Annotated in this window: 12 protein-coding genes and 1 pseudogene; 1 reads left to right on the plus strand and 12 read right to left on the minus strand. The window is 52.5% G+C overall.

Annotation, left to right across the window (positions count from 1 at the left end):
- Positions 1–296: 296 nt before the first annotated feature.
- The 9 genes and pseudogenes from eat to AD944_RS07910 all read right to left on the minus strand — a co-directional run bounded on the left by eat (position 297) and on the right by AD944_RS07910 (position 13,382).
- Positions 297–1,649 carry an ethanolamine permease gene (eat, locus tag AD944_RS07870; RefSeq protein ID WP_035378850.1) on the minus strand — a complete coding sequence of 451 codons (1,353 nt, stop codon included), beginning with the start codon at positions 1,647–1,649 and terminating at the stop codon, positions 297–299.
- Positions 1,646–2,401, minus strand: coding sequence for an ethanolamine ammonia-lyase subunit EutC (eutC, locus tag AD944_RS07875; protein ID WP_045543599.1), 756 nt, complete (start codon positions 2,399–2,401; stop codon positions 1,646–1,648). The genes eat and eutC overlap by 4 nt, the downstream gene beginning before the upstream one ends.
- The gene (locus AD944_RS07880) at positions 2,398–3,774 is read right to left on the minus strand and encodes an ethanolamine ammonia-lyase subunit EutB (RefSeq protein ID WP_045543598.1); all 1,377 of its coding nucleotides are present in this window, start codon (positions 3,772–3,774) and stop codon (positions 2,398–2,400) included. The genes eutC and AD944_RS07880 overlap by 4 nt, the downstream gene beginning before the upstream one ends.
- 106 nt (positions 3,775–3,880) lie before the next feature.
- Positions 3,881–4,960, minus strand: a complete 1,080-nt coding sequence (gene qhpR, locus AD944_RS07885) for an AraC-like transcriptional regulator QhpR (RefSeq protein WP_045543597.1) — start codon at positions 4,958–4,960, stop codon at positions 3,881–3,883.
- A 124-nt stretch (positions 4,961–5,084) separates the two neighbouring features.
- Positions 5,085–6,254, minus strand: coding sequence for an HAD family hydrolase (locus AD944_RS07890; RefSeq protein WP_052427294.1), 1,170 nt, complete (start codon positions 6,252–6,254; stop codon positions 5,085–5,087).
- A gap of 68 nt (positions 6,255–6,322) precedes the next feature.
- Positions 6,323–8,392, minus strand: a complete 2,070-nt coding sequence (locus tag AD944_RS07895; RefSeq protein WP_045543596.1) for a phosphocholine-specific phospholipase C — start codon at positions 8,390–8,392, stop codon at positions 6,323–6,325.
- 36 nt (positions 8,393–8,428) lie between these two features.
- The gene (locus tag AD944_RS07900) at positions 8,429–10,840 is read right to left on the minus strand and encodes a TonB-dependent receptor (protein WP_045543595.1); all 2,412 of its coding nucleotides are present in this window, start codon (positions 10,838–10,840) and stop codon (positions 8,429–8,431) included.
- A 486-nt stretch (positions 10,841–11,326) separates the two neighbouring features.
- A pseudogene (locus tag AD944_RS07905) lies at positions 11,327–11,884 on the minus strand (transposase); the annotation flags it as partial.
- 322 nt (positions 11,885–12,206) lie between these two features.
- A complete protein-coding gene (locus AD944_RS07910; RefSeq protein ID WP_045543594.1) occupies positions 12,207–13,382 on the minus strand; it encodes a cystathionine gamma-synthase family protein in 1,176 nt (391 codons plus the stop codon).
- 238 nt (positions 13,383–13,620) lie between these two features.
- Here AD944_RS07910 and AD944_RS07915 point away from each other — a divergent pair, with 238 nt between their 5' ends.
- On the plus strand, positions 13,621–14,100 hold the full coding sequence (locus tag AD944_RS07915) for an Lrp/AsnC family transcriptional regulator (protein ID WP_006558068.1): 480 nt from the start codon (positions 13,621–13,623) through the stop codon (positions 14,098–14,100).
- Between the two features lie 176 nt (positions 14,101–14,276).
- Here the strand turns inward: AD944_RS07915 and AD944_RS07920 are convergent, their stop codons facing one another.
- Genes AD944_RS07920 through AD944_RS16755 form a run of 3 tightly spaced genes read right to left on the minus strand, consistent with a single transcriptional unit; the run spans position 14,277 to position 16,396 of the window.
- A complete protein-coding gene (locus tag AD944_RS07920) occupies positions 14,277–15,245 on the minus strand; it encodes a cyclodeaminase (RefSeq protein WP_045543593.1) in 969 nt (322 codons plus the stop codon).
- Positions 15,242–16,210, minus strand: a complete 969-nt coding sequence (eutB, locus tag AD944_RS07925) for a hydroxyectoine utilization dehydratase EutB (RefSeq protein WP_045543592.1) — start codon at positions 16,208–16,210, stop codon at positions 15,242–15,244. Before eutB ends, AD944_RS07920 begins: the two co-directional genes overlap by 4 nt.
- Before the next feature lie 12 nt (positions 16,211–16,222).
- Positions 16,223–16,396, minus strand: coding sequence for a hypothetical protein (locus AD944_RS16755; protein ID WP_156477253.1), 174 nt, complete (start codon positions 16,394–16,396; stop codon positions 16,223–16,225).
- Positions 16,397–16,591: the final 195 nt, after the last annotated feature.

Here is a 16,591-nt window from a genome sequence, read left to right on the forward strand (position 1 = left end):
GGGCTGATAGGGAAACTGCATGATTTGTCTTGAACAAGGCTTCTGGCTTAGCAGTGGTTTTGACAGAACTGTCGTATTGGACGTGTTCTTTCTTTTCCACCCCGGCAAGCAGGATGTGAGAGATTTTTATTCTTCTCTCACCAAGGTGAAGAAATTGAAAAACCGTCGATTAATAGGCCTGTCTGTCTGATTTTGGCACAGCAAGTACGGAGTGATCGGCTTTCTGTGCGCAGGACACATAGCTAGAACATGACAGTTACGGAGAGGTAGATATCGAGCTATTTCTTTCGATCAGGTCATGTGCGTTTCATGTGCCTGTCAAATAAAAGACGTCCGCCAGTCATCAGTGCGATGATCGAGACGTAAAGCCCCAGAAGCAGGGGTTTCTGGAGACCCACCAGTCCAAGGCAGAGGCCTGTGGCGAGCAGGGCATAGGCTGGGATAAAGGGATAGCCTGGAGCATGCCAGGAGCGCGGCATGTCGGGCGCGATCTGACGCAACTTGAAGAGGCTGGCCATGGTCATGATATACATTGTCAGCGCGCCAAAAACAGAAAGCGTGACGATGGATGCAGTCAGGCTTTCTCCTCCGAATGATACGATATCATCACTGAAAATGGCCAGAATGCCCACGCCTCCACAGACCAGAACGCTCGTATAGGGTGTCTGAAAACGCGGCGATACCAGCCCCATCCAGCGTGGCAGGCCGCCCCCCTGTGCAAGGGCGCAGATCTGGCGCGCGCAGCCCATGATAATGGCATGCAGAGAGGCAACAAGGCCAAATAGCCCGAGCCAGACAAGCATGTGAAGGTAAGGGCTATGTGAACCAACAACTGTTTTCATGGCAAACGGAAGTGGGTCATTGAGATTGGCCAGATTGCGCCAGTCTCCGACACCACCAGCAAGAATCATGACGCCAAAAGACAGGAGCACCAGCGTCACGATGGCGGCGATATAGGCGATGGGCAAGGTCCGTCTGGGTGAACGGGCTTCTTCGGCAGTTAAAGCTACGCCTTCGATGGCAAGGAAGAACCAGATTGCAAAGGGAACAGAGGCTGCAATGCCCCCCAGCACTGACCAGGAGAAATGATCGGTTCCGGCCCAACCGTGTGTCACGAAACGGTGCCATGAAAAGCCGGGCCAGACCACGCCCATGAAAATGAAAAGCTCAATGATGGCGGCTACGGTTACAATCAGTTCAAAGCTTGCCGCTACCTGAACGCCCGCGATATTCACGCCCATGAAAAGCAGGTAGGCCATTACGGCACCAGCCTTGGGCGGAAGTGCAGGAAACTGCACATGCAGGTAGGAACCAATGGCCAGTGCGATGGCCGGCGGCGCGAAAATGAACTCAGCCGTGGAAGCATAGCCCGCCACAAGACCGGCACGATGCCCGAAAGCGGCACTGACGTAGACGAATGGACCGCCTGCCTTGGGCATGGCGGTTGTAAGTTCAGTGTAGGAAAAAATCAGAGCAAGATACATAAGCGCCACGAAGATGGTCGCAATCAGGAAGCCCAGGGTGCCAGCGCTTGCCCAGCCGTAGCTCCAGCCGAAATACTCACCGGAAATGACAAGACCTACGGCAATCGCCCATAACTGAACGGGGCCGAGGCTCTTGGCCAACTGCGGTTTGGAATGGTCCGTCATGGGGTTTTGGTTTCCGGCAGAAGTGTCATGTTCGTGCTTTCGTCCTTGAGGGCCACGCCCGTATATCCCAGTTTGCGGGCACTTTTCAGAAGCCAGCAAAGCTTGTGGCAACCTTCTCCAGTCGAGAGGCCACGAGCATGGATGTTGGAGATGCAGTTACGTTCGGAATCTTGCCGCCCAACATGCGGGTTCCATGTCATGTAAAGGCTGAGGCTGTCTGATACGCTCAGTCCTGGACGTTCACCGATCATCATGACGACACAACGCACGCCAAGGAGAGCGCCAATCTCGTCTCCCAGAGCCACACGGGCATTATGGGCGACTACGAGTGGGGCAATACGCCATGTGTGAGCAAGGGCGGCTCGGACGGCGTTCTGAAGGGGGGGGGCTTGTCGTTCAACGGCAACGGCTGACAGCCCATCCGCAGCGACGAGCACAACATCCCATGGACCGGCCGGTGCAATCTGTTTCAGGAGTGCGATGGAAGGCCCATCAAGTCTGCGTCCCAGATCAGGCCGACGCACGAATTCAGAGCGATCCTTTGCTTGGCTTCGTACCTCAATAAAAGAATCTCCGACGGCCAGCTTAGCAGGATCAAGACAGGCATGGACAGCACGGCGAGCACATGCATGGGCGGCCTGCAGGGCGCGGACTTCGGACCCTGCAATGCTATCGCCCGTTCGTGGTAGTCCTATGCGCGCGTGCGTGTAACGTCGTAACGGTCCCCAGGGATCCTGGGCGAGCTGGCTCATGAACCGGCTCTGAAATTCGGTAAGGCATACGGCTGGTTCATGCGCAGGCGGGTACCATCCACAAGCGCCATCCTTTCAAGCCACGCTTCAAATTCAGGTGCCGGACGCACGCCAAACACAGAGCGTAGGGTCAGGATGTCATGATAGGAGAGGCTTTGGTAGCTGAGCATGACGTCATCGCCACCGGGCACGGCAATCAGGAAATTCACGCCCGCGGCCGTAAGAAGCATCATCAGGGTGTCCATGTCGTCCTGATCTGTTTCCGCGTGGTTGGTGTAACAGACATCACAGCCCATCGGCAGTCCCAGCAGCTTGCCACAGAAATGGTCCTCAAGCCCCGCTCGGATGATCTGCTTGCCATCGTAAAGATATTCTGGACCGATAAAGCCCACGACCGTATTGACGAGAAGTGGTGAATAGACACGTGCCACGGCATAGGCCCGCACCTCCATGGTCTGCTGATCCACGCCATGATGAGTACCAGACGAAAGTGCAGATCCTTGCCCTGTCTCGAAATACATGACGTTTGTGCCAACAGTTCCCCGGTTCAGTTCCCGAGCAGCCTGCCAGGCCTCGGAGAGGATACCCAGCGAAATACCGAAGCCAGAATTGGCTTGTTCTGATCCTGCGATGGACTGGAAAACCAGATCTACCGGCGCACCTTTTTCAATCATGGTAATGGTGTTAGTCACATGCGTCAGAAGGCAGCTTTGCACAGGCATATCAAAACGCTGGCGGATATCATCAAAACGCCACAAGATATCCATTCCTCGTCCGATATGATCGGATGCCGGGTTGATCCCCAGAACCGCATCTCCAGCACCAAGAAGCAAACCATCAAGGAGGGCTGCGGAAATGCCATCTGGATCGTCAGTCGGGTGATTGGGTTGCAGACGGGAGCCGAGACGAGCAGGAAGGCCCTGTGTGTTGCGAAATGCGCTGACAACACGCATTTTCCGTCCGACTGAAACCAGATCCTGGTTGCGCATCAGTTTGCTGACCGCAGCCACCATTTCAGGGGTCAGCCCTGGGGAAAGTTTCTCTAGGCTTGAGGTATCAGCCGCATAACTTAGCAGCCAGTCCCGAAACTGGCCGACCGTCATGTGTGAGATGGGGGTGAAAGCGGCTTCATCATGGCTGTCCATGATAAGGCGGGTAACTTCATCGGTTTCGTACGGGACAATGGCTTCCGTCAGGAAATGACGCAGTGGCAGATTAGCCAGCACTTCACGGGCGGCAACCCGTTCAACAGGGTCTCGGGCGGCAATGCCGGCCAGTTCATCTCCCGAACGGAGCAGCGAGGCGCTGGCCAGGATATGTTTCAGATCCTGAAAAACAAATGTTTCGCCTACGAGGGAAATGCGATGAACCAAAACGTCGATGTCCTGCCACAATCCGGATATGTTCTTTGCATAATCCTAACATGGACAGAAGGACGCTGACCGCCCAGCCGACACAATTGGTTGACATCCTGCATCATCACAGTTCCTTGCGGAATGCCTGGGGCGAAACGCCGTACCATTTGCGGAACGCACGGCTGAAAGCGCTGACTTCAGAATAGCCCAGAAGATAAGCGATTTCCCCAATAGACACGCCTTTCTGGCGCAGATAGGTCTGAGCAAGGCTACGGCGTGTCTCGTCCACAAGATTGGTATAAGTAACACCCATGGATTCTAGGCGGCGTTGTAGTGTCCATCGTGGAACACCAAGTTTTTCAGCCAGAACAGGAAGCTTCACGATTCCCTGTGGCAACATGGTGCGAACTTCACGCCGAGCCAGAAGCAGGAGATCGTCTCGCCCGTCAGTCGTCAGATGCTGGGAGTGATCAAGACGCGTAAGGCTTTCGCGGAGGACCGAAAGGAGCCCAGCGTTGGCGGCAGGCATGGGGACGTCCAGACCGATGTCAGAAAACAGGAGGGCGGTCGTGCCGCGCTGGAAGAAAACGGGGGCATCAAAAGCTGCGGCATAATCTGCCGCAGTGGACTGACAGGGATGTTCGAACCAGACAGCATCAGGATGCCAGCTCTTGCCAAGCGCCCGACGGAAGACATTGCAGAACATTCCCATGGTCAGCTCGGCGTCCTGTGCACGACGGGAGATGAGGGGATCAGTGATGCGGTACTCAATGCGAAACCCACCAGGCATCCGGACCAGACGTGTCTGGGTAGCTTTCTGATGGTAAGGGAAAAGTTCTGCAAGATTAACGAGAGCATCTCCGAGAGTTGCGGAGGTCAGGGCGATATAGCCGATAAGGCCGAGCTGGTCGGGCTGGAACTGCTGACCATAGACAAGGCCGGTATCATAACGGCCAGACTGGCGTGCCACTTCCTCGAACAAATTGCAGTAGTCTTCCAGACGAAGCGCAAGAGTGGGTGGCAGATCGTCAGCAATCTGAAGACCCACTGAACGAGCAATGATGTCAGGGTCACATCCTTGCTGACGGATGAAGGAACTGGCACCCGTCATGGCCGCGGCCAAGACGCTGCCAGTCTGCCTGTCTGTCTGGGGAAAGGAATGCAGGCAATCATCAGTTAGGACCTGTGCAGAGAACACGGTCATCTCTCCTCACAACCAGGACGGAGTCCGCCAGTCATTTCTGTATCGCAATATCTTGTTGCGATCTAAATATAAATCCTCCTTCGGAATGAATTTTGTCAAGCATTCTGCCACGAGTAGGGGTCAGTTACCCCCCCAGAAGGCGGGGCGTCTGGCTTCCGAAACCTAGGGTCTCCTCTGAGGGGCACCATTCACCAGTATTGTCATCTCGCCCCTGAAGGATGAATCGGGGCGTAGACGATGTCATCTCATTGGCTGCCCGCTGGCTGAGGGCCCCTTCCGTCCCGTCTGCCAGGCGATTGATGATCACGGACAGGCTCGTATCGGGAAAGGCGGTTTGCATGGCGGTATCCCCGCCACTGTCCCCACACACAAGAACGGGGCCGTGCCCGCGCTCCCGGACAAGCCGGTGGCGTATGGCATCGACTTTCCCTGCACCATAGGTCAAAGGCCAGTCTGCAGCAGGTTGAGCCCCCAGCTTTCCGGAAGGCCAAGACATCCGGACACCCAAAATATTGTCAGCAGGCAAGCCGTAGCCGAAACCGGGGGCCGTGGCAAAAACCCGGACGACAGTTTCCAGAGATGCGGAACAGATGAAAACGTCAATATCTGCCTGTCTCAGGGCTGCTTGCAGGTCAGCGATTTCCGGGGTCAGACGCAACCCGTGAAAGACTTTGCATTGGAGTATACCTGATCTGCCGGATCGTTCAGGTGGGACGATATGTTCAACATATCCGATATCACGACCGAGAGCCCAGTGATTAGCCATGGCAGCAAGAGTCGCAATATCCGTCTCCGTCATGCCGCAGAGCAGACGAATGATCCAGTATAAGGCAACTTCTGGCCCAGCTACAGCATCAATGGCTCTATAGCTGAAAAGGAGGCGGGCCCGGAGTGCGACGAGAGCTGTGATGTGAGACGGAACGGGCGCTCGTACGGACGACCACGCACCATACCGAGACCAGAGCTCGGTATAATCGCGGGTCATGTCCTCCACGAGATGGGAGAAACGTATCTGCTTTCCGTCCTGATTCAGGAAGTGGGGACCGAGTTCACCTTCTGGCACGTCCTGCTTGATTACATGCTCAAAACACGCGGGAGTCAGGGCAAAACTGAATGTTTCGAGCATGAACTGCAGAAGTGTTTCCTGGCAATCGCCAAAAATGCAGGTGTTATCCCAGTCGAATACGGCATAGGGCCGTTTGAATGTCTGCCTACTGACGATCAGTTCTGACAGGAGGCGCCGGTTGCGCGGTGCCCATTTCAAGGGAGACAATGGGGCGTTGTCGGTCGGCATCGCAAAAGCTGGCCTGCTTCCCATGAAAGCGGCAGTGCAGGCGAGAAAGCTTCTGCGATCAAGCGTAGTCATACGCCGTATCGGCCCATCAGAGGATCAGTTCGGCTCGGACGTCCAGTCTGAATGTGGCCAGCGAAATGCAGCATGGGTTTGGTAGTTGGGCTAAGCCGTGTGGAGGTCTCGGTCACGACGATATCGTACCAGTTGTCACTGGCGGAAATGTCCCAAGTGACCTGTGCTTCCTGTTGGGGAAGAAGAATGATCTTGCGTATATCGGAGGGAATGTAATTACTGGAAATGATCAAATTCCGCGTGGTGGAAGAAAAATTTCTGATTTTCAGGGTGATCTCATCGAAGGACTTGCCCGTTTCAAGAACAGCCTGCGGAAGATCGGTGCCTGAAAAGGCTCGGTAAAACCCGTCTGGGCCATGAAGGGTTATTGAATAAGGCTCGTGCGCGTTGAGAAGAACGTCATGTGTGTGACGCGGACCTAAAGTGTAGTGCCGCATAGGGCGACCGTGCTCCAGAAGCTGGAAGACTGCGCCTTGCGTTCCGGTATTGGCAAGGTGGAGGCTGTGCGGGTTGGTTCTGTCGCGTACAAGGTCTGCGCTCAGCGCGTAGGGAAGTGAACGGGCGGGGCGCTGCATGATCTCCTGACGTGGCATTGTCTGTGGCTGCGGGATACTGGGCGCAGGAAGGCGGCAGGATGCCCGTGTTTCAGCCAGATAATGTTCGGTTTCGGGAAGATTGGTATTCCAGTGCAGGTCTGGGTTCGTGAAATCGAAAATACTTGTCAGGTCGCCACAGACTGTCCTGCGCCATGGGGTAATGTTGGGCGCAGGCACACCGAATCTGGCTTCGAGGAACCTGAGAACGGATGTATGGTCAAAGAGCTGAGAATTGACCCATCCCCCTTTTGTCCAAGGAGAGATGACAATCGCGGGAACACGTGGGCCGAGCCCGACAGGAACGTTCCCTAAGGCCTCCCCGTCCAATGGGACAGAACTGTAGCCCTGTAACGGATCATCGGCGCGGAGAGGCGGGACAGGTGCTGGCATATGGTCAAAAAAACCGTCATTCTCATCATAATTGAGGATAAAAACGGTTTTTGCCCAGACCTCTGGATGACGCACAAACACATCCATCAGCCTTGAGATCAGGCTTTCGCCATATCCTGGCGGAGCATCCGGATGCTCGGACATGGCTTGGGAAGGGACGATCCATGAGACCTGTGGTAATTTTCCGGATGCTACGTCTTTCTCGAACTCTTCTACCAGAAACCGACCTTCAGAGGTGGTGCTGTTACCTGCATGAGATCCCGGAACGATCTGGCGTGCCCGTTTGTGTTGCCAGCTTTCTGCAGGAACATTCCTGAATGTGGCAAAAGACTGGAGGGGATTGTCAGTAAAATTGTCATATTCCTGATAGATGCGCCATGAAACTCCGGCTTCCTGCAAGCACTCCGGATAGGTTTTCCAGTCAAAGGGCCTGAAGGAGGGATTATCAAGCGCGCTATCGGCCGAGGGGTTGCCATCATCGATATTGACCGTGACCTGAGGTTCCTGGTTCCCAACAGCCAGGCCGCTCGTACCGGTAAAAAAATAGAGGCGGTTTGGATTGGTAGGGCCAAAAATGGACGCATGGTAAGAATCGCAGATCGTGAAAGCTTCTGCTAAAGCATAGTAATAAGGGATATCCTCGCGCGTGAAGTGTCCCATGGTCATTGCGGTCTTGTGCGGAATCCAGACGTCCCATTCGTTCCAGACGGCTTGGGAAGCTTTCCAGCTATGATCAAGGCTAGCAAGGCAGGCTGAAGATGTATGAACCGTGTTCAGGCGGAAGGGCAGGATCTGATGGCCGTGTCCGTCCGGCTGGGCAAAGACCGAGTTCCCATCCGGCAGGGGGAGCGCACGGGGATCCCCATAGCCCCGTACCCCGCCGAGAGACCCAAAATAATGATCGAAAGATCGGTTTTCCTGCATGAGGAGCACGACATGTTGGACATCCTGGATTGTGCCCGTCGTACGTTTGGCGGGAATGGCAAGAGCCTTGCGGATGTTTGCGGGCAGGAGCGTCATGCTAGCGGCAGTGGCTCCGGCTTTCATGAAAAACCGTCTGCCCGCATTAAACTGCGACATGTGTGATCTCCTTGCCCGTCGGAAGGGTGGTGAGCCTCAGAACGCTGCTGCGATGGAGCCGAAATACTGCCGCGGTGCCCCGATAAGGAAGGACTGGTTGTCTCCGGACATGGAGTTTCCGTTCTCGCCGGCGGTGGCAATATAGGTTGTATTGGTCAGGTTATAGACATTGAAACTGAAGGTCAGGTCCTGCAGGAAGCCGAGGTGCCGATTATACTGGCCCAGATTGCGCAGATGATATTGTGCGCCAGCACTGGTCAGCCAGTAGGATGGAATGCTCAGATCACCAGTATAGGTATAATTGCGCTTTCCCATATAGATCGTGTCGATATGAGCGCTGAGGTCACGCCAAGTGTAAGACAGGCTCGCCTTATACATGAAGCGCGGATAATTGACGATCTGTTGTCCGGCAATGGCATAAGTTGTGCCGCCACTGGTTACGTTCTGGTCGTAGGTTGCATGATTCCAACTGATGGAGTTGGACAGAGACAGTCCTGTTACAGGAGTGATAACCAGAGCTGCATCCACGCCGTTCATCGTGACACCGCCCACATTCATAACAGCGGAATAAGGGTTTGTGATCGGGCCGCTCGTTATCTGCTGCAGGCGGTTGTGGAAATTCGTATGGTAAGCGTAGAGGCTGGTGTTCAGCAGATGGTCCACGTAGCGATAACCGACAGCGAAGTTCCAGTTGGTTTCCGGCTTCATCTTTCCGGCCCCCATGGTCTGGTCGTAAGCGCTCTGGGTCATTGCGAACGGCGAGGCGCCGCCTTTGTAGCCTGCGATCGGGTATGATTTTACGTTCTCGGCAACATCGAAGAATAGTTCGTGGTTCTTGAGAAAATGCCAGTCTCCACTAATATGCGGGAGGAACGCGCGGGCAGTTGTTACCGTGCCGCTGGCAAGGGCATCCGTGCCAGTATAGGCTGGAATGTTGGTGGTTTGATCGCCAGTTACGGATTGCCAGAGGGATTTGAAGCCAAAATGCAGGCTTACATTCGGCAGGACGCGATAGGTGTCCTGAACGAACGCCGTGAAGCTATTGGACGAGAAGCTGTCGCCCCACAAATGGGCCGTTGGGTCAGGCAAGGATCCCATCGAGTTGATCGGGTTACCTTCGCCAAGAACTGGTTCCTCGTAGGCGTTGCGGCCTACATTCACATGATAATGTTCGTACCAGATACCAGCGCTCAGATCATTATTGGCGATCTGGTAATGTAGGGCTGAGGTGAAGCCTCCGCGCTGGGCATGTTCGAGGGTGATCTGGTCGAAAATCGGAGATCCATTCGGCATTAAGCCATCCGAATACCACGGATAGGGGCTGGCCCATGTGCCGCGTCCATACTGCCCCTGCGCATAAACGGTCGATTTCCAGCGTAGGCGTGATGTCAGGGCGAAGTCCATGTTCAGGCCACCAAGATAGTCACGTTCGACCGTCCCGCCATCATAATATGAGGCATCATACGGGTCCGAGAGCTTGCTGTAGCCAGCAGGAAGGGCTCCTCCTGGCTTGTTGTTGGCGGCAAGTGCCAGCTTATAGGCTTTCTCATAGGCTTTGGGAGTGCCGATGAAATTGTCCAGACTGGAGCCATAGTTGTTCAGCATGTCAAACGACAGATCCTGATATTGATACTGATCAAGGTCGCCCCAGTCGAAGATAGCGGAGATATGGCTGTCTTCTCCGATGGGCTGCACGATCTTGGCATTGACCTGCTGCATGAACTGATTGCCGCCACCTTTCCATTTATTAAGGTTGTTGCGCATGTAGGAGGCATACATCCGCGTACCGGTCTTGTTGAGGTCTCCGGTATCGAAACGAATGAAGGTGTGCATGTTCATGCTGGACCCGAAGGTTTGGGCGATTTGGCCGCCAGCTTTATGCTTCGGGTCGCTGGAGAAATATTCGATCGATCCACCAAGGTTGGAGGTGCTGGCAATAGCTTCTGCGCCTGCGCCTTGGGAAATCACCATATGCCCGATATTCTCGGAAGCGATGGCATTAATGATATTGAGGCCGTTGAAGGAATGGTACTGCTGATCCCCAAGTGGGATGCCATCAAGGGTCATGCCGACCTGATTCTGCAGGAAACCATGCATGAAAAACATCTGCGACCAGATGTCTACACCCTGTGCGTCAGCAGATTGGAGCATGATGCCTGGCAGCTTTCCCAGCACTTTGAGAACACTGGTTCCAGGTGTTTCAGCGCGAATAGCTGCCGAACCCACCACTTCCTGCACACCATGTGATCGATGAGCACCCGTGACGGAAATGGCTTCGCTTGAAGACTTGATAACGGCGGTTTTCCGGCCGGATGCAGTCGGAACGCGCCTTGATTTATCCGTTGTAGGCAGACGGTTTGTGGGGTGATGCGGCATTGCTGCTGCGTTCACACTGAAGCTGAGAATTGAAATGGCAATGACAAGAGGGGGGCGGTACCCGGATAGCATAATATGGTCGTCTCCTCGTAAGAGCGGGAAGATGTGCCCCCTCGGTTCGATACGAATGTGTTACATTTTTTCTCTACCAAATATCGTGATGCGCAGTCTTGACGGGGCGACACACTTTCTTGACAGGCCGTAATGATGGCGTGCGTCTTCAGGCCTCGTTGTAAGGAATAAGGAATGGTGCTTCTATCGACCGAAAATTCAGCCTGATCCACAAACGGAAGAGTGCTGATACTATGGTCCAAGGTGATACCAGACTGCACGAAGGCTCACTCGGCCAGAGTAACAGGAGGTGATGCGTAGGTGCTTAGCCCTGAGTTTCAAGGATTAAATTAATGATGAATTTTTCCGGTTCGAGATGTTGTCAGTGAGTACTGATTATAATGGAGATAAGTTGCGTAGCCGTGAGGGAGGAGCCAGTTCTTAGTTTTTCTTTGACGGAATCGTTCCATCATCCTGCCGTTTCGCCTTGATAAATTTCAGCCTCTAGCGCGCATGGCGGTCCTTGAGGGACCGCTTTGCGGGGTTGTCCTTGCAAGCCTGATGATACGGTCCGCTCAGAGACCCGCCTTCTCCGCGTTTATATTGCGCTATTTTGGAGCAGCCACCAGCGTTGCGTCCAAGATCTGACCTGACATCAGTAATAACTGGCGTTACGTAGGGAGGCATCAAAGCGATTAAACAGTACGTCACTTACACCAGTCTGTGTCAGTCGTTCGCGAAACAGCCAAACCGTTTGGGCATCAGGCACGCGGTGCAATAGCCCAGACCAAGGAAACGCATAAAGGAGAGTAGGTCGTTTATGAGGTATGCCGTCCGTTCGTCGGGCAGGTTGTTCAGCGTCTGGATCACCAGGATCTTGAACATCAGAACCATATCAAAGGGCGGACGGCCGCGTTTGCTGCCGTCCGCATACGCCAGAACCTTGTCCAGATCAGGGCGGGATGCCTCAAAATCCACAGTCCGGGAAAATGCTTCAAGCTGAACCCCCAGCCTGCTCAACCGGACAAGGTGCTCTTCAATATCAAAGAAGCCCGGAGGCTTTATGATTCATCCTCCTATATCACTATAAGAGGTATGGAATCATAGATATGAATGAAAAACCATGGGTTTTGAGAACACTCCAGATCAGTCGATTGAAAATCATCAAGCGCACGATGTTTGGCAGAGTGGGCTTCGAACTCCTAAAGCTGCGTGTGCTTTCACTCTTACAATGCAAAAAACCATACACTTTGCGGAAGAGCCTACTCCTTAATGAAAATCAGCAGAGAGAGCACAGTCAGATCTGTCTGTTCACCATTACCCACTCCTATGTTGAGGACTGGGTAATCACAGTGAATACAATTTTCGACTGTTTAGTGATTTTATATCAGAGTTTGTCTAACGCGCTCGACAGGTCTTCAATCAGATCACAGATGTCTTCCACACCAGCCGAGTATCGGATCAGGCTTTCAGGAATGCCGGCAGCCTGACGTTCTTCCGCGCTGAGTTCCACATGGCTGGTAGTTTTTGGGGGGCCAACCAATGTGCCGACAGAGCCAAGGCTGGCTGCCTTGTGGGCGTAGCGCAGGCTTTCCAGCAAAACGACAACCTTGTCAAAGTCGCCTTTGACAGAAAAGCTGAGCATTCCACCAAAAGCCTTCATCTGCTTTTTGGCAACGTCATGTCCCGGATGTGTCGCTAGGCCCGGATAAAAGACCTTGTCAATTTTGGGATGGTGAGAAAGAAATTCTGCAACTTTCATGCCATTTTCATTATGGCGTTGCATCCTCAGTTCCAGAGTCTTCATTCCTCGTAAAATCATATAGGCCGACTGTGGATGCAGCGTTGCACCCGTAATCTCACGATAATGAAAAATCGTATCGATCAGATCTTTCCGGCCGACGGCCAACCCGCCCATTACATCAGAATGGCCGTTCAGATATTTTGTGGCGCTGTAAACCACAATATCGGCTCCTAGAGCAAGGGGAGTCTGGTTGATCGGGGTGGCGAATGTATTATCCACAATTACAATCGCACCCTGGGCATGGGCGCATTTGGCAAGGCGCTCAATATCCAGAACTTTCAGCGTCGGGTTGGTTGGTGATTCCAGATAAACGACCTTACAGCCTTTTGCGATCTCACGTTCAATAAGATCATAATCTTCGGTATCACACAGGCAGACATCAACATTTATGTTTGGCAGAAACTCGATAAAAATCTTGTTTGTGCCGCCATATGTATCCTTGATTGTCACAACACGGTCGCCCGGGCCCAAAAGAGCCAGCAACGTATTGCTTATGGCCGCCATGCCCGTGGAAAAGCTGGTTGCTTCTTCTCCACCGTCCATGATTTTTATTTTCTCTTCAAGAACACGTACCGTCGGGTTTGTGTTTCTTGAATAGATATGGCCGGGTTTTGCCCCCGTGGCGACGGAAAACCATTCCTCCATATCGTCATAGCCGAATGCAACGGAATTATAGACCGGCACGCATATGGCACCTTCGGAAAAAACGTCACTTTCTCCGGCCCAAACGGATTCTGTGCCAACACCCACGTTTTTCATAGCGTATACCTGAACAGAAGAGATTTCATTGAAGCGGCGGACGTTCTGATTTCATCCATTTTCTGGCTGCCACGCAGTCCGGAACCATTTCATCATTATGTTTCCTTCTTGTAACAAAAAGTGGAGAACGTCTCGATCATCAGAGTATAGGGCTATCCATAAACATATTTACTGCGTAATCTTCCGATTATGATATGATATCGTTCGTAATGATGTATTCGATGAGGATTTCCGGCTTATGAAGCTTTATGACCGCATTGATGCGAGTATTCTTGAGATCGTTCAGAAAAATAACCGTCTGACATCTCAGGTTATCGGAGATCAGGTTGGCTTGTCTGCCACAGCCTGCCAAAGGCGTTTGAAACGGCTTCGTGATATTGGTGTGATTGAAGGGGATGTCTCGATCATTTCCGCGCGGGCAGTAGGGCGCCCGATTCAGATGATTGTTCTGGTCACTCTTGAACGTGAACGGTCTGATATTATTGATCGTTTCAAAAGAGCACTGCGTATTACGCCTGAAATTGTCAATAGCTTTTATGTGACAGGTGAAACAGATTTCGTTCTGTATGTTACTGCCCGTAGCATGGAGGATTATGAAGTCTTCACCAGAAACTTCTTCTATGAAAACCCAGATATCCGAGGTTTCAAGACTCTGGTGGTCATGGACAGGGTCAAGGCAGGTTTTTCGGTCCCTGTAGAAGTTCCTGATGAGGATTAGTACCGTTATCAGGAGCTGACAGAACACTCGGCATCATGCTGTATTCTTGCTTGTGCATGCGAAGAGTGTTTGAAAGTTATGTCAGATCCTGATGGAGGGGTTTCCTTGCCATAACATAGAGGATTTTTCTATTTCTTTTTTAAAAAGACCATTTTGTGGATTATCTGCCCCTCATTTCATAAAGTTGTCTTTTCCCATAGGTCATAAGCCATTGTAGCAATAACAGTGTCCTGAACACCTGTTCCAGTCAGATCGGCTACAGTAATCTCATCCGATGCGCGTCGGCCAGAGTGGTTTCCGTTCAAAACGGCTCCCAGTTCTGTGGAGCGGGAAGGATCAATGGTTAGGCCGCTTTCCAATGCATGATGAAGCTCCCCAAGACGAGTGGTTTGAGGGAGACTATCAGCCACATAAAGGGATGCGTGAGAAATAATGGCCGGGTCTAATTCATTCTTGAATTCGGCATCTGATCCCATGGCGGTAACGTGCTGACCAGGCTCCAGCCAATCCTGTAGCAGAATGGGGCTAGCTGATGGTGTTGTCGTGACGAGTATATCGGCCCCTTTGGCAGCTTCTGCTGGGTTGGCATAAGCCTGAACGGGCAGACCATATTCTTTTTCACACCATTCAGCAGTTGCTTGCGCCTGCTCCGGGCGGCGCGCCCAAATCCGTGCCTCGGTGATGGGGCGTACCAGCGTCAGGGCTTCCAGTTGCAGGCGTGCCTGTAAGCCTGCACCATACATAGCAGCAATATGGGAATTCGGGCGTGATAGCGCGCGCGCTGCGACACCACCGGCTGCTGCAGTCCGTATATCCGTCAGATAGCCGTTATCGAGCAAAAGAGCTTTTGTCAGACCTGTTTCTGCATCCAGAAGAACCATCATGCCGCTTAGGCTCGGTAGCCCCAAAGCGCTATTTCCAAAAAAACCAGAGCTTATTTTGACAGCAAAGCTTTGAACCCCTTTAACATAGGCTGTTTTGACATCCACTTCCCCACGATCGGGAATATCAAGCCGCAGGATATCGGGCATCACAACATTGCCCTCGGTCAACGCTTGGAACCCATCGGCTATGGTATCAATCAGCGTTACATCCAGCTTTATCAGTGAACGCAGTTGAAGTTCGGTCAGAATTTGCATGCTCATATCTTCTGGTATTCTGAGACGAGCTTCTGATGCACACCCATGTCGATGTTTCTCCCAGAAACAACAACAGCTACCGTGCCAGATGGGTGCACTTTCCCTGCCAGTAAAGCTGCAATTCCAACAGCTCCGGCTCCTTCAACAATTTCCTGTTCCTGCCAGTAGGCATGACTAATGCCAGCACTAATCTCTTCTTCCGTCAGAAGGATAATGTCATCAAGATATGTCTGGCACAGATTAAACGTGTAGTGGTTGGGAATACCGATGCCACCGCCAAGAGAATCTGCCAGTGTCGGCTCTTCCGTTACCACAACAGGCTTGCCAGCCTGAAGACTGGCCGCCATGGCAGCGCCCTTTTCCATGCTGACCCCAATAACCCGAATGGAAGGTTTGACTGATTTGGCCGCCATGGCCACACCCGCGGCAAGTCCACCTCCAGAAAGAGGAACAAGAAGGGTATCAACCTCGGGTCTATCTTCCAGAACTTCCAGTGCGATTGTACCCTGTCCGGCAATCACGCGCTTATCATCAAATGGCGGAACCGGAAGCAATCCTTCAGAAAGAACAAGCCGATCAACTTCCTCCTGCGCATCATCCTGCGAGGACCCAACGATTTTTATGTCTGCACCAAGCGCCCTTACAGCGCTGATTTTATTTTCAGGAACAAGTTTCGACATGCAGACAATGCACGGTTTTCCCATCTGCTGTGCCGCATATGCCAGTGCGCGGGCATGGTTGCCGGTTGAGGCAGCAACAAATCCTTTTGCCGTCTGGCCAGAGAGAAGAAGCGTGTTGCTGACACCGCGTAATTTGAAACTTCCGGTGGTTTGACGAGTTTCCAGTTTCAAAAAAATAGATGAGGCTTGAGTCGTAGATAATGATGCCGACGAGATCAACGGTGTCCGAACAATTCGTTCCCGTAGTCGTCCTGCGGCGGCTATGACGTCACTTAGTACAGGCAGTGTCATGATGAAAGTTGTTCAGAAAAATACGTCGTCACGCCGATTTGTTTTACAGATGATCTCTTGTAATCTGTTTGTAAAGAAAACAGGAAATCGGGTTTTGTTCTGTAAAGCCTTGCGATAACGGGCAAAGCCCCCTTTTTTGGAAGTTTCATCTGTTTCCTGCTCACGTGCCTGACGAATCGTTTCCATAGCACTGTATCATGATGCTGAACTGTTTTCCCGCATTTTGATACGTTGACGATATGGATTTCTACGCATATATGAAAATTAATGCAGAATTTCATCGCCAAAAGAGACATCGGAATGGCTCTTCTTTTTGTTATTTTTTAGTAACGTTATGCCTCTGAGGGATATTCTCTGCGATACCGCATTCCTATATGAATG

Source organism: Acetobacter tropicalis, from assembly GCF_001580915.1.
GTDB classification, from domain to species: Bacteria; Pseudomonadota; Alphaproteobacteria; order Acetobacterales; family Acetobacteraceae; genus Acetobacter; species Acetobacter tropicalis.

Excerpts from the sequence above, each read along its gene's own strand:
- eat (WP_035378850.1), bottom strand. The coding sequence starts at position 1,649 with ATGACGGACCATTCCAAACCGCAGTTGGCCAAGAGCCTCGGCCCCGTT.
- eutC (WP_045543599.1), bottom strand. The coding sequence starts at position 2,401 with ATGAGCCAGCTCGCCCAGGATCCCTGGGGACCGTTACGACGTTACACG.
- qhpR (WP_045543597.1), bottom strand. The coding sequence starts at position 4,960 with ATGACCGTGTTCTCTGCACAGGTCCTAACTGATGATTGCCTGCATTCC.
- AD944_RS07890 (WP_052427294.1), bottom strand. The coding sequence starts at position 6,254 with ATGCCGACCGACAACGCCCCATTGTCTCCCTTGAAATGGGCACCGCGC.
- AD944_RS07895 (WP_045543596.1), bottom strand. The coding sequence starts at position 8,392 with ATGTCGCAGTTTAATGCGGGCAGACGGTTTTTCATGAAAGCCGGAGCC.
- AD944_RS07900 (WP_045543595.1), bottom strand. The coding sequence starts at position 10,840 with ATGCTATCCGGGTACCGCCCCCCTCTTGTCATTGCCATTTCAATTCTC.
- AD944_RS07910 (WP_045543594.1), bottom strand. The coding sequence starts at position 13,382 with ATGAAAAACGTGGGTGTTGGCACAGAATCCGTTTGGGCCGGAGAAAGT.
- AD944_RS07915 (WP_006558068.1), top strand. The coding sequence starts at position 13,621 with ATGAAGCTTTATGACCGCATTGATGCGAGTATTCTTGAGATCGTTCAG.
- AD944_RS07920 (WP_045543593.1), bottom strand. The coding sequence starts at position 15,245 with ATGAGCATGCAAATTCTGACCGAACTTCAACTGCGTTCACTGATAAAG.
- eutB (WP_045543592.1), bottom strand. The coding sequence starts at position 16,210 with ATGACACTGCCTGTACTAAGTGACGTCATAGCCGCCGCAGGACGACTA.
- AD944_RS16755 (WP_156477253.1), bottom strand. The coding sequence starts at position 16,396 with ATGGAAACGATTCGTCAGGCACGTGAGCAGGAAACAGATGAAACTTCC.